The 13,573-nt window shown below is 38.6% G+C and carries 13 protein-coding genes; 10 read left to right on the top strand and 3 right to left on the bottom strand.

Annotated features, from left to right (window positions below):
- The 5 genes from ribB (at position 1) to BN202_RS06300 (ending at position 5,522) form a co-directional block, all read left to right on the top strand.
- A complete protein-coding gene (gene ribB / locus BN202_RS06320) occupies positions 1 to 1,107 on the top strand; it encodes a 3,4-dihydroxy-2-butanone-4-phosphate synthase (protein WP_019219774.1) in 1,107 nt (368 codons plus the stop codon).
- Between the two features lie 7 nt (positions 1,108 to 1,114).
- Positions 1,115 to 1,375 (top strand): exodeoxyribonuclease VII small subunit, encoded by a 261-nt coding sequence (locus BN202_RS06315; protein ID WP_019219773.1) that lies wholly within the window; start codon positions 1,115 to 1,117, stop codon positions 1,373 to 1,375.
- 226 nt (positions 1,376 to 1,601) lie between these two features.
- Positions 1,602 to 3,518 carry a 1-deoxy-D-xylulose-5-phosphate synthase gene (gene dxs, locus BN202_RS06310; RefSeq protein ID WP_019219772.1) on the top strand — a complete coding sequence of 639 codons (1,917 nt, stop codon included), beginning with the start codon at positions 1,602 to 1,604 and terminating at the stop codon, positions 3,516 to 3,518.
- 7 nt (positions 3,519 to 3,525) lie between these two features.
- Positions 3,526 to 4,272 carry a TlyA family RNA methyltransferase gene (locus tag BN202_RS06305; protein WP_019219771.1) on the top strand — a complete coding sequence of 249 codons (747 nt, stop codon included), beginning with the start codon at positions 3,526 to 3,528 and terminating at the stop codon, positions 4,270 to 4,272.
- A complete protein-coding gene (locus BN202_RS06300; protein WP_019219770.1) occupies positions 4,269 to 5,522 on the top strand; it encodes a class I SAM-dependent RNA methyltransferase in 1,254 nt (417 codons plus the stop codon). Before BN202_RS06305 ends, BN202_RS06300 begins: the two co-directional genes overlap by 4 nt.
- A gap of 64 nt (positions 5,523 to 5,586) precedes the next feature.
- On the opposite strand, the gene tldD is transcribed toward BN202_RS06300, so the two are convergent.
- Together tldD and BN202_RS06290 are read right to left on the bottom strand one after the other, a co-directional pair.
- A complete protein-coding gene (gene tldD / locus BN202_RS06295) occupies positions 5,587 to 7,005 on the bottom strand; it encodes a metalloprotease TldD (RefSeq protein ID WP_034987623.1) in 1,419 nt (472 codons plus the stop codon).
- Positions 7,006 to 7,107: 102 nt separating this feature from the next.
- On the bottom strand, positions 7,108 to 7,647 hold the full coding sequence (locus BN202_RS06290; protein ID WP_019219768.1) for an invasion associated locus B family protein: 540 nt from the start codon (positions 7,645 to 7,647) through the stop codon (positions 7,108 to 7,110).
- 404 nt (positions 7,648 to 8,051) lie between these two features.
- On the opposite strand from BN202_RS06290, the gene cyoE reads away from it, so the two are divergent.
- From cyoE to rnhA, 4 genes are all read left to right on the top strand, one after another.
- Positions 8,052 to 8,987 (top strand): heme o synthase, encoded by a 936-nt coding sequence (cyoE, locus tag BN202_RS06285; protein WP_019219767.1) that lies wholly within the window; start codon positions 8,052 to 8,054, stop codon positions 8,985 to 8,987.
- A gap of 172 nt (positions 8,988 to 9,159) precedes the next feature.
- Positions 9,160 to 10,215, top strand: a complete 1,056-nt coding sequence (gene ispH / locus BN202_RS06280; protein ID WP_019219766.1) for a 4-hydroxy-3-methylbut-2-enyl diphosphate reductase — start codon at positions 9,160 to 9,162, stop codon at positions 10,213 to 10,215.
- A complete protein-coding gene (locus tag BN202_RS06275; protein ID WP_019219765.1) occupies positions 10,215 to 11,174 on the top strand; it encodes a homoserine kinase in 960 nt (319 codons plus the stop codon). Before ispH ends, BN202_RS06275 begins: the two co-directional genes overlap by 1 nt.
- 5 nt (positions 11,175 to 11,179) lie before the next feature.
- Entirely contained in the window at positions 11,180 to 11,647 is a 468-nt protein-coding gene (gene rnhA, locus BN202_RS06270; RefSeq protein ID WP_019219764.1) for a ribonuclease HI, read from the top strand.
- Between the two features lie 396 nt (positions 11,648 to 12,043).
- Here rnhA and BN202_RS06265 read toward each other — a convergent pair whose 3' ends face one another.
- On the bottom strand, positions 12,044 to 12,895 hold the full coding sequence (locus tag BN202_RS06265; RefSeq protein ID WP_019219763.1) for a protein-disulfide reductase DsbD domain-containing protein: 852 nt from the start codon (positions 12,893 to 12,895) through the stop codon (positions 12,044 to 12,046).
- Positions 12,896 to 12,966: 71 nt separating this feature from the next.
- On the opposite strand from BN202_RS06265, the gene BN202_RS06260 reads away from it, so the two are divergent.
- A complete protein-coding gene (locus tag BN202_RS06260) occupies positions 12,967 to 13,551 on the top strand; it encodes a YqgE/AlgH family protein (RefSeq protein ID WP_019219762.1) in 585 nt (194 codons plus the stop codon).
- Positions 13,552 to 13,573 lie beyond the last annotated feature (22 nt).

The following is a 13,573-nucleotide window of genomic DNA, read 5'->3' as shown; positions in this document are numbered from 1 at the left end:
ATGGTGTATGACGAAGAAAAAATTGTCTCAGCACTTCAAGCTTTTGAACGCGGTGAAATTGTTGTGGTTACCGATGATAATGATCGTGAAAATGAAGGCGATTTGACTGTTGCTGCTGTCCATTGTACAGAAGAAAAGATGGCATTTATTATTCGCCATACAACGGGTATTGTTTGTGCACCTATGCCAAGAGAAGAAGCACAACGGTTTCATCTTACTCCTATGGTACCAGATAATAATTCAGCGCATCGTACCCAATTTACTGTGACGGTTGATTTTAAACATGGAACAACGACAGGGATTTCAGCACGCGACCGTACATTAGCAGTGCGTAATCTTGCGAATTCAAATGCTGGCGCGAGCGATTTTGTTCGTCCAGGACATATTTTTCCGTTGATTGCGCATGAAGGGGGGGTTCTTATGCGCTCAGGCCATACGGAAGCAGCCGTTGATTTATGTAAATTAGTTGGTTTGCCCCCCGTTGGTGTTATTGGTGAATTGGTCAATGATAATGGCAGCGTTAAACATGGAGATGAGATTACAGAATTTGCGCGAGAGAATCGGTTGCATATTATAACGGTTGCAGATTTGATTGCTTATCGCCAGTGTAAAGAAATTTTGATCAAGCATGTTGGAGAATTGCCGATTGAAACATCAATAGGGCCAGCAATTGTCAAAACTTATCAACTTCCTTGGGAAGCCATACAACATATTGCAATTGTTTTTGGCGATATCAGTGAGGGTAAAGATATTCCTGTGTGTCTGCATCGTGAAAATATTTTGCACAATGTTTTGGGGCAATCTCCAGATATTATCACTCTTATGCAGCATATAATGAAAAAAGAAAAATGTGGTGTGTTTGTTTGTTTGCGTGAAGAATCTGTTGATATACAATCAACAGTTGGCATTGAGGGGATAACGAGGAAAAGTTTGGAAGACCATGTGCAGGCAATTGAACGTGAAAAAGAATGGTGTCAAGTTGGTTTAGCATCACAAATTTTGAAATATTTGGGAATTCATTCTGTTATTGTTTATGCTTCTCAAGAGCATCATTATCTAGGTTTAGAAGGTTTTGGAGTTCATATATCCAGAACAGAGATTTTGTGAGGATTACATGAAACAAGAGACAAATAAGGGGGATATTACGGCGTTAAGTTTTGAAGAAGCACTTAAGCAGCTTGAAGCAATTGTAGAGAATTTAGAACGTGGGGATGTTCCTTTAGAACAGTCAATTGATATTTATGAGCGAGGCGAATCTCTTAAAAAACATTGCGAAAAACTCTTGAAAGTAGCTGAAGCTAAAGTTGAAAAAATTCAGCTTTCAAAGGAAGGTTATCCAGAAGGTGTAGAGCCTCTTGATTCTGAAGAACAGTGAACCTTTAGGGATATTTATTGCAAGATAGGAGATCTAATAATTGAGTTTTAGGAAAGGCATTTTATTGTTTTTTTATGAAATAAATGCGTAAAAAAAAGAACATACCATGCTACCAATAAAAAATATTTTCCAATGAAGATATGCAAAACTATCAACAAAAGAGGGGGGAGAGAAACATGTTCTTACCATTTCACTTATCTGATAAGATAATATTAAGGAGCCTTTTTTGTCTCAAAGATTGACACCATTACTTGATCGTATTTGTTTCCCCCATGATTTGCGGGCATTGCCTGAGTCTGATTTAGTAAGGTTAGCTGATGAGTTACGGACGGAAACAATTGATGCGGTTTCTGTAACCGGAGGTCATCTTGGTGCGGGCCTTGGTGTTGTTGAGCTTACTGTTGCATTGCATTATGTTTTTAATACACCAGAGGATAGAATTATTTGGGATGTTGGTCATCAAGCTTATCCGCATAAAATTTTAACGGGGCGTAGAGAGAGAATACGTACATTGCGTCAAGAGGGTGGATTATCAGGTTTTACGAAGCGTTCTGAAAGTGTGTACGACCCATTTGGTGCCGGCCATTCTTCTACTTCTATTTCGGCTGGCCTTGGCATGGCAGTAGCAAGTGCTTTGAAAGCAGAGATAAAACGCAACGTCATTGCTGTTATTGGTGATGGTGCTATGTCTGCTGGTATGGCTTATGAAGCGATGAATAATGCAGGTGCTTTAAATGCACGTTTGATTGTTATTCTTAACGACAACGATATGTCTATTGCACCACCAACAGGTGCTATGAGTGCACATCTTGCACGATTGGTTTCCCGTCCTGCTTACCGTAGTTTGCGTGAACGGGTAAAGCTACTGGGAGAAAAATTGCCTAAGTTCTTTTTAGATAAGGCGCGTCTTTCAGAGGAGTTTGCACGTGGCCTTTTGGTTGGGGGAACCTTATTTGAAGAGCTTGGTTTTTACTATGTTGGGCCAATAGATGGCCATAACTTAAAGCATTTATTACCTGTTTTGAAAAATGTTCGTGAATGTCCTCATGGTCCTGTTTTGGTACATATTGTGACACATAAGGGCAAGGGATATGCACCTGCTGAAGCATCATCGGATAAATATCATGGTGTTAACCGTTTTGATATTACAACAGGGAAACAGGTTAAAGCACCAAGCCATGCCCTACCCTATACAAAGGTATTTTCTAAGGCTTTAATAGAAGAAGCCACACATGATGATAAAATTGTAAGTATAACTGCAGCGATGCCAACGGGGACGGGCCTTGATGCTTTTGGGGAAAAATTTCCTGAAAGAATGTTTGATGTTGGTATTGCTGAGCAACATGCGGTAACTTTTGCAGCAGGCATTGCTTGTGAAGGCTATAAGCCTTTTGTCGCGATTTATTCTACTTTTTTACAACGTGCTTATGATCAGATTATCCATGATGTATCGATTCAAAAATTGCCTGTGCGTTTTGCAATTGATCGCGCAGGCTTTGTAGGAGCAGATGGTGCGACGCATGCTGGCAGTTTTGATATTGTTTTTTTAGCCACTCTGCCTGAATTTGTTGTGATGGCGCCTTCTGATGAAGTTGAACTGATGCATATGGTGCGTACTGCTGCAGCTTATGATCAAGGGCCAATTTCTTTTCGTTATCCGCGTGGTGAAGGTGTTGGCATGGATTTACCACAGCGTGGTGAGTTATTAGAGATTGGAAAAGGGCGTGTTCTGCGTGAGGGAAACAGGGTCGCTTTGGTTTGTTTTGGAACGCGAATGTCAGAAGTGTTGAGGGCTGCTGATGCGCTGACAGCGGAAGGATTATCGACAACCGTAGCAGATGCACGGTTTGCAAAGCCTTTAGATAAGGATTTGATGCGTCGTTTGGCTCGTGAGCATGAAGTGTTGGTGACAATTGAAGAAGGTGCTGTAGGCGGATTTGGAGCCCATTTATTACAATTTTTGGCGCAAGAAGGACTCTTAGAACAGGGTTTGAAAGTTCGCACCTTAAAACTTCCTGATGAATATTTGAATCATGGTTCACCAGAGAAAGTTCTTTCGCGTATAGGGCTTGATGCTGTTGGTATTGTCAACACAGTTTTTACGGCTTTGGGGCGCAAGATTCAGACAAAACAGAAAATTTGAGTGTAAGATGATTGCCGGAAAAAGGCTGGATATTTTTTTAGTTGAAAAAAACTTTTTTAAAACACGCTCTCGAGCACGTGATGCGATTATACGTAAAACCGTTAAAGTTAATGGTGAAATCATTTTAAAAGCTGGGCAAATCATTTCTGATGATGCAGAGATTATCGTTTGCGATCCGGCACAAAATTATGTTTCACGTGCGGCATTAAAATTGATCAGTGCACTTGATACATTTCCAATTATAACGGATAAAGTGACTGCTATTGATATTGGTGCATCAACAGGTGGTTTTACACAAGTTCTCTTAGAACGTGGAGTAGCGCATGTTATTGCTGTTGATGTCGGTCATCATCAATTAGATGCACGTTTATCGAACAATGGTGCGATAACCTTATTAGAAGGCTTAAATGTGAGGGATTTAAAACCAGAACATTTAAGCGGACGGGAAATAGATCTTATTGTTTCAGATGTCAGCTTTATTTCCCTCAAACTTGCATTACCTCCTGTTTTGTCTTTAGCCAAAAGGGGTGCTCAAGCTGTTTTATTGGTAAAGCCTCAATTTGAGGTTGGTCGTCAATATCTTGGTAAGGGTGGAGTATTAAAAGATCCGTCAATGGCTAGAGAAACTGCTGAAAAGCTTTTTGATTGGCTCAGTACGCAAAGAGGATGGAGTGCAAAAGCTTTGCTTCCCTCACCGATTGTAGGTGGTGATGGCAATTTGGAATATTTGTTATTTGGAGAAAAACAACAGTGAATGACAATGTCATAATCGACCATATTGGGGTAAATGGTTATGGTGTTATCAAAACATTGCATGACTTTGTTTATGTTCCTTTTACTTTACCAGGGGAATGCGCTGAGATCGCCGTTCATGGAAAATATGCCAAACTTGTAGCATTAAAGAAAAAATCACCAGAACGCATTGATGCTCTCTGCCAACATTTTGGAGAATGTGGCGGATGTACACTGCAACATTGGCATATCGATTCTTATCACAAATGGAAGAGACAACTGGTTGTTGATGCCCTGAAAGAATATAAACTTGATCTTGCTGTTTCACCTTTAATAGGTTCCACTCCCTATAGTCGTCGACGAATCACTCTCACGGCATCTATGACACCACAAGGTCAGAAAGTCGGATTTAATCGTCATCTCTCTCATGAAATTGTTTCTCTTAAAGAGTGTCCAGTAAGTTGTTCACAAATACTATCTAAACTTGGTGATATCAGGAAGCTCTGTGCTCATTTAAGCAATCATGCCAAACGATTTCACATAACGATAACATATGTTGCAAATGGTTTAGATGTTGCTTTAAGTGGTTATATTATACGCCATGAATCACTTCGTCAGAAAATGGTTCATACAGCTCTTGCATGTGGAATTACACGTTTATCTGTTGAAGATGAAGTTTTGGTTGAACGAGAAAAACCATTAATTTACTTCGGAGATGTCTGTGTTGAATTTCCTGCAGGCGGATTTCTCCAAGCAACATCTGAAGCAGAAAATATGATGGGCAATATTATTTTGACTCATTTAAAAAAAGCAAAGAATGTTCTTGATTTGTTTTCAGGGGTGGGTACATTTGCTTTACGTATGGCTAAAAAGATGAATGTTCATGCGGTAGAGAATGATGAGAAAGCATTAAAAAACTTAAGTTCAGCCGCACGTTTTGCAAGGGATTTAAAAACCGTAACTTGTGAAAAACGCGATCTTTTTCGCCGTCCACTCTCTGTGAGGGAACTTGAACGTTTTGAATCTGTTGTTTTTGATCCTCCGCGTGCTGGTGCGGAAGAGCAAGTACGTGAACTGGCTAAGGCAACAATACCCCGTATAGTGGCAATTTCGTGTAATCCTCTTACATTTGCGCGTGATTTATCTCTGCTTATCGCCGGTGGCTATACAGTAGAAAAAGTTATACCGATAGATCAATTTTTATGGACACCACATGTTGAAGTTGTTGCCCTTTTAAGTAAGCGAAAAGCAAAATCAGGCTGGAAGCTTTAGCCACAATGAAGAGGCTTTTTAAAATTCCATTAAGAATCCTTTAACAAGATTAAAGGGGTATATTTCATGACAGTGCTGTTCCACCAATTGTCATATTATTAATTCGCAAATGAGGTTGTCCAACGCCCACAGGAACATTTTGTCCAGCTTTTCCACACATACCGATACCATTATCAAGTTTGCTATCATTACCAATCATTGTGATACGTTTCATAGCATCGGGTCCATTTCCGATAAGGGTTGCACCTTTTATGGGGGCTACAATTTTGCCTTGCTCCACTCGATATGCTTCAGTGCATTCAAAGACGAATTTTCCAGAAGTGATATCAACTTGTCCTCCGCCGAATGAAACAGCATAAATACCATTTTTGAGTGAGGACAAAATTTCTTCAGGCGTTTTGTCTCCTCCTAGCATCATGGTATTGGTCATCCTTGGCATTGGCGCATGTGCATAGGATTCACGACGTCCATTTCCTGTTGGCTTCATCCCCATAAGCCGAGCATTGAGCCTGTCTTGCATAAAGCCAATAAGCTTTCCATCTTCAATAAGAACGTTATATCCTGATGGAGTACCTTCATCATCAATGGTGAGTGAACCACGACACTGGGGAATTGTTCCATCATCAACAACTGTAACACCTTTTGCGGCAACCTGTTGGCCTAAAAGTTCAGAAAAAGCAGAAGTTTTTTTACGATTAAAATCACCTTCCAAGCCATGACCTACAGCTTCATGAAGCATAACGCCTGGCCATCCATTCGCTAAGACAACATCAAATGTCCCTGCTGGAGCTGCTTCTGCTTGTAAGTTTATAAGAGCCATACGCAAAGCTTCATCAGCAGCATGTTTCCAATTTTCTTCATCAATGAATCGGCTAAATGCTTGTCGCCCGCCACATCCATAAAAGCCATTTTCACGCCGATTACCTTCAGCCGCAACCACAGATATAGAAAGACGTACAAGAGGACGCACATCACGAACCAGATGCCCGTCTGCCCGTAAAATTTCAACATGTTGTAATGAGCCGGAAAGAGCAACAGTAACTTGATGCAATTTATCATTTTTAGCCCGTAAATAAGCATCAATTTTTTGTAAAAGTGTACTTTTTTCTTCAAAGGATGGACTACCAAGTGGATTATGTGGTTGGTAAAGTCTTTTGTTTGTTTTTTGTGGTGCTATGCTATAAGGCCCAGCATGATTATGATAGGTAACAGCTTTTGCTGCTTCACTAGCACGTTTGAGTGCAGCTATTGATAATTCACTAGAGTGCGCATATCCGGTAGCTTCTCCAGCAACAACGCGCAGACCAAATCCCATATCTTGATGAAATGAGCCATTTTTGAGTTGTCCATTGTCAAATAAAAGAGCTTCGCTTTCTGTATATTCTAGATAAAGCTCTCCATCATCAGCATGACGAAGCGTTTCTTGTACAAGTGATTGCACTTGAGATGAAGCAATATCAAAATGATCAATAAGCGATTTCATAATCATTATCCTATTTCATGAGGTGCTGAGAAAGATTTTTTGTGCTTAAGAAGCTGTGAAGCGCGCTATAAAGTTTAAATCATTGAGTATACAAAAATTTTATTATGTTGGCAGAGTTGCATAAGCATCACTAAGGCCGTTGAGATCAACGAGTCCTCCAATTGCTTGCTCAGGTGTTGTGAAAATAAAGTAAGTCGCCATCTTCCCTTTAAAAAAGAGCTGCAATATGTCGTCTTTAAGAACAGCTTCAGCAACACAATTATCACCAAGACAGCGACGATATTCTAGCCTTCCCATATTTTTATCATCAATTTTAAGTCCAACACCAGGGCGCAATTCCACGCGAATAGGAACAAAAACACGCATCAAAGCTCCTTGATTTTTAGGAAGTTTATAAAATGTAACGCGCAGAGTAATATCATGGCGATTTTGTGTGTGTACATTTTGTACAATTTCACATTGTATATTAGGTGTTCCTGGTGGCAGAGAACAAACTTTTGTCCATGCACCATATGTTTGTGGGGCAGGCACATTTTGCACATGAGAGGTTTGTGCAGTAGCATGGTTGAAGGAAATACTACAGAGTGTGCAAATAATAACAGCAAAAGAAAAAAAATTTTTAAATAATTTATAAAGTACCACAGAAAACCCTAACTAGCTTACCATACACTCTTAATGTATAGCTTTACATAAAAATAAATACTCGAAGCGAAATGACAACACTGTAACACAAAACCATTTTTTACCCAAACATATTAATCTCTACGCACGCAATAAAAAGGAAAGAAAAACAAGGCTATCGTATCAGATAAGGTTTTTAGCGTTACTCTATAATGTTTGGTGGAATATTTTTTTATGGTACATTTGCACTATAAGAAATAATGTACTGAGAAAACATATTTTTGTTGCAAATGTTTCTTTTTGTTTTTAGGGGATATGTAGAGGTGTTCTAGTTCTCAAAAGAGCTATAATATTAATTGGTCATTCCCATATGCCAAACAGTATTTGTTTGTGGATGACAAAAATGAAAAAGGTCTTTGAGTGGGATGTCTGTTTCAGGAGAATTATCGGTTGCAAGTGGTAAATCAATTCCACCAAAGTCCACTATCGGTGATTATATCACGTTATTAAAACCACGGGTTATGTCGCTTGTTGTCTTTACAGCTCTGGTTGGTTTGGTGGTCTCGCCTGTTTCCATTCATCCGTTTTATGGTTTTTTAGCAATCTTTTGTATTGCTGTGGGTGGAGGTGCAGCGGGGGCACTTAATATGTGGTACGATGCTGACATTGATGCCGTGATGGAGCGTACCAAAAATCGTCCCATCCCAATGGGTAAAATCAGTCTCAAGAGGGCGTTTATTTTTGGTATGGTTTTATCGATGTTTTCGGTATTGACTATGGGGATCTTTATTAATTGGTTTGCAGCATTTTTTCTTGCATTCACAATTTTCTTTTATGTTGTTATCTATACAATTTTGCTAAAGCGTATAACGCCGCAAAACATTGTTATTGGTGGTGCGTCTGGAGCTTTTCCACCAATGATTGGATGGGCTGCGACAACGGGCACAGTGAGTATTGAGAGCTTTTTATTATTTTTAATCATTTTTATGTGGACTCCACCACATTTTTGGTCTCTTTCTCTTTTTTCATCTCTTGATTATGAAGCAGCGGGTATCCCTATGATGCCTAATGTACGAGGTGAATATTCAACAAAAAAACAGATTTTATTTTATACCATTCTTATGGCAATATGTGCTGCCGGCCCCTGTGTTACCGGTTTTGCAGGAGTTTTTTATAGTATTTTTTCAACAATTTTGAGCATTGTGTTTGTTTATTTTGCCTATCGCTTATGGAAAGCAGACACGCATGATGGAACCATTTTGATGGCAAAAAAATTGTTTTTCTTTTCGTTATTTTATTTAGCTGCTCTCTTTGGAGTTCTCTTGATTGAATCCCTTGTTTGGTCTTTTATCACTATCTAAGAGTGCGAGATGAAAGAAAAAACTTGAAAGAGCTTTTCCTGAAGAAAATACCCTAGAGATACATTATGAGACGCATATGGTATTGCCAATCGTTTCTTTTCACTGTTTATGTAGTAGATAGAAATAATTTTTTTGAACATATGCTTAAAGTTAGAGATATTAAGGATGGTTTATGTCTATACTTCCTCCTTTAACAATCCGTCTTTGTGGTCCGCGTGGATTTTGTGCAGGGGTTGATCGTGCTATTCAGATTGTTCTTCTTGCCTTAAAAAAATATGGCGCTCCAGTGTATGTTCGTCATGAAATTGTACACAACCGCTATGTGGTTGAAGGATTACAGCAACGTGGCGCTGTTTTTGTTGAAGAACTTGATGAGATTCCAGAAAAACACCGTGGTCAACCTGTAGTATTTTCTGCTCACGGTGTGCCGAAATCTGTACTAGAAGAGGCACGCCATTATAATTTGTTTTATCTCGATGCAACATGTCCATTGGTTTCTAAAGTTCATAAACAAGCGATACGGCATCAACGTCATGGCCGTCATGTTATATTGATTGGCCATTCTGGTCATCCTGAGGTAATAGGAACAATGGGACAGCTTGAAAAGGGGAGTGTGACATTAATCGAAACGATGGAAGATGCTTTACATTATCAACCAGATGATCCAGATAAATTAGGATTTGTAACGCAAACAACACTTTCTGTTGAAGATACGGCAGAAGTTCTTGATGTACTATATCGACGTTTTCCTACATTGGAGGCTCCAGCTGCCGAATCAATTTGTTACGCTACCACAAATCGACAAGATGCAGTTAAATTAGCAGCAAGGGGAAGCGATTTATTTTTGATTGTTGGAGCACCAAATTCTTCTAATTCGCGACGTTTGGTAGAGGTTGCTGAAAGGTTTGGTGCACAGCGGGCGGTTTTAGTTCAGCGTGCCGATGAAATAGATTTTGATCATCTAGGTGCTCTTTCCATTATAAGTCTTTCAGCGGGAGCTTCTGCTCCTGAGATTATTATTGATGAAATTATTTCAGCTTTTCGTAAACGTTATGATGTTACAATAGAATTGGCAGAAACAGCAGTAGAAACAGAAACATTTTTGGTGAGTCGCGAATTACGTGATATCGCTTTAACACCTCAAGATATGGCTTTTGTGAATGGTGGAGCTGAGACACTAAAAAATGAAAATCAGGGTACAATCATGCCTGTAACGAAAGCGAAGTAATGGCAGTTTATACAGATATTCAACCAAATGATTTGAAGATATTTTTGACACGTTATTCGATAGGTTCACTTGTGTCTTATCAAGGCATAGAGGAAGGGATAGAGAATTCTAATTTTATGCTTTATACAACAGAAGGGAGATTTGTTCTAACACTTTATGAAAAACGTATTGCAAAAGATGATTTGCCTTTTTTTTGCAGTCTTATGCAACATTTAAACCAGCGTGGAATTCCTTGTCCTCAACCAGTTGCACAAAATGATGGAACAATAATCGGTGAATTAGCAGGACGTCCTGCTGCTATTATTACTTTTCTAGAAGGAATGTGGGTTCGCCAGGCTAATATACATCATTGTGGTGAAGTGGGAACGCATTTAGCACAATTGCACTTAGCAGGACAGGATTTTACGCTTAGTCGTAAAAATACCCTTTCTGTGATGGATTGGAGGTTATTGTGGAAACATTGCCAAACGAGCAAAGATGCATTGTTAAGAGAGTTTGGGCAAAAAATTGATATGGAATTGGCTTTTTTACAGGAAAATTGGCCGTCAAGTTTACCCACAGGCATTATTCATGCTGATTTATTTAATGATAATGTGTTTTTTTTGAACCATCATCTTTGTGGTATTATAGATTTCTATTTTGCTTGTAATGATTTTTTGGCTTATGATTTAGCGATCTGCTTGAATGCTTGGTGTTTTGAACCGGACCATTCCTATAGTCTTACCAAAGCACGTCGACTATTGGAAAATTATCAAAAAATAAGACCATTGCTTCTCGTAGAATTGAATGCAATGATTTTGTTGGCACGTGGTGCATCTTTACGTTTTTTGCTCACGCGCCTTTATGATTGGTTTAATACACCGCCAGAGAGCTTTGTTATTAAGAAAGATCCATGGGAATATTGGCACAAGCTTTGTTTTTTCAGTAAGATAGGTTCACTGAGTGAATTGGGTTTTTGAATTGTATGTTAAATCAACAAAAAGTCGTTGAAATTTATACAGATGGTGCTTGTTCGGGTAATCCTGGAATTGGTGGATGGGGAGCAATTTTACGCTGGAAAGGTCATGAACGTGAGCTTTATGGTGGAAAAGTGCACACCACCAACAATCAAATGGAACTGATGGCAGCAATTTGTGCATTGGAAGCGCTAAAGGAATCCTGTTCTGTCGATCTTTATACGGACTCTGTTTATGTACGCAACGGTATTTCTATGTGGCTTGAAGGTTGGAAAAAAAATAATTGGCGTACTGTCTCTAAGAAACCTGTAAAAAATATGGAGTTGTGGCAAGCTCTTGAAGAGGCGTGTTCTCGTCATATGGTCAGATGGCATTGGGTGAAAGGACACGCAGGACACCCAGATAATGAGCGTGCAGACGTTTTGGCGCGCAAAGCAATTACCGAATATCGTGAAAATGGATATTTTTCAAAATAGATTTTTTACAAGCTTTGCTACTTTTATCATGGGTAGAAAGAAAAGTTTGTTGCAGATAAGAAATATTTCTCAATTCTTCTGAACTTATTCATAATGCTCTTGCTGAATGGTATAATGTAAAATTTATTGTGTAGCACCATCTTTACGTTGATGAAAACACAAACTATCATCATACTATTTGCTAGTTTAAAATGCCGCGATAGTCTTTGACACTTGAGGTGGTTCATAAAAGACATTTTTTCTTCAATCGTTTTTGTTTATACGCAAATCTTGTGTGGGATATGCAAGCAAATGATTTTGATTGCTTCAATATAAGAAAGGTTAAAATGAAGAAAATCTTAGCATATTTGGGGCAAGTTCAAGATGACAAATTCTCATTGTAAGTCAATATGTTGTCTATAAAAGTATAAATTTTCCACTGAAAGCATGATCTTTAAAAGAAATTGTATAAAAAATTGTGTGGTTTCCTTCATGTGGTATGAAATGAAGTGGAGCGCTAAAGAGTGTGTATTCTGTGTTTTCACTGACTTTTTTGGCTGGCCCAATTTGCATTTCTCCTCCATCTAAAAAAAGAGCAGAAGGTATACCCTTGTTGTTATTTTGTATTTTGATGAAGAGGGTATCTTTTTCTTTTTCAGCGCTTATTTTAAATTCATGATGCGTTGTACGGGGTAAGGCATCTTGAGCTTTTTTTAACAAGGAGAGAGGGAGATGTGTGTTTTTTTGACCGGATGGAGGAAAATCAAAGTTAACAGTGAATGGAAGACAGATTTTATGGCATAATCCAAGAGTGAAAGTACCACTTACATTTTTGTTTAAAGCAGAAATACTGAAGGGCAAAACCACTTTATCTTTATAGCCTAATGACCAGTCATTTTCTGTTTCATAGAGTTGTGGCGTGGGATAGAAGATTTCATAAGAAACTTTTTGATTGAAGTTAAAAAATGGTACTATGCCTGAATTTCCTGGATTACGCCAATATGTTTTCCATCCTGGTTTTAAAACAATTTCAATAATGCCCTCTCTTATACCAGAGATGGAAGGGTTGGTAATAGCTAATCTGACACGGCCACCCTCTGATTCATACCAAGATGTTGCAAAAAGATCTGCTTCTTTTTTTATTTGGGCACTGACAGGGGCATTAGATAATTTTAAAATTATAAATGTTAAGATTAAAGTAACGGAATTTTTTTTATAAAGGCAAATTACGATATTTTTTAAATTTGTAAATATTTGAATTTTTCTCATTAGAGCTTTATTTCCCTGTCGTACTAACTAAAGTGAATTTTATCATGTAAATTATGGAGAATAACAGATTGATGAAGCAATGTAATAGCTTTTTAGGTGGTCAATTACTCATAGCAATGCCAGGGATGAATGACAAACGCTTTATTCGTTCTGTTATTTATGTTTGTTCGCATTCTGATGCCGGCGCTATGGGAATTATTCTTAACCAATTGCACCATATTGATTTTCCAGAACTCTTACTTCATCTTGGAGTCATAAACAGTGGTCAAAAAAAATGTCTTACTGAACCAATAAAAAAGTTTCCCGTACGTTATGGTGGACCAGTTGATCCTTCACGCGGTTTTGTGCTGCATTCTGATGATTATACTTGTGAAGAAACAGTTTCTATTGCGGATAAAATCTGTTTCACTGCAACGATTGATATATTAAAAGCAATCAGTTGTGATCAAGGCCCTCAACATGCCCTCATAGCCTTGGGTTATGCAGGCTGGAAAGCTGGGCAGCTTGAGGCAGAAATCTCTACAAATGGTTGGCTCATTAGCCCTACCTCTCCCAGTTTTCTTTTTGAAAGTGATTTAAGCCGCAAATACGATGAAAGCTTGGTTCGTATGGGGATAAATCCAGCCTATCTCGCTTCTGAAATGGGACATGCGTGAAACGTCTTATTTATTTAGTATA

The organism is Bartonella florencae, assembly GCF_000312525.1.
GTDB lineage: Bacteria > Pseudomonadota > Alphaproteobacteria > Rhizobiales > Rhizobiaceae > Bartonella > Bartonella florencae.
Note: the sequence above shows the minus strand (reverse complement) of the source record. Positions and strands in the feature narration are given on the sequence as shown.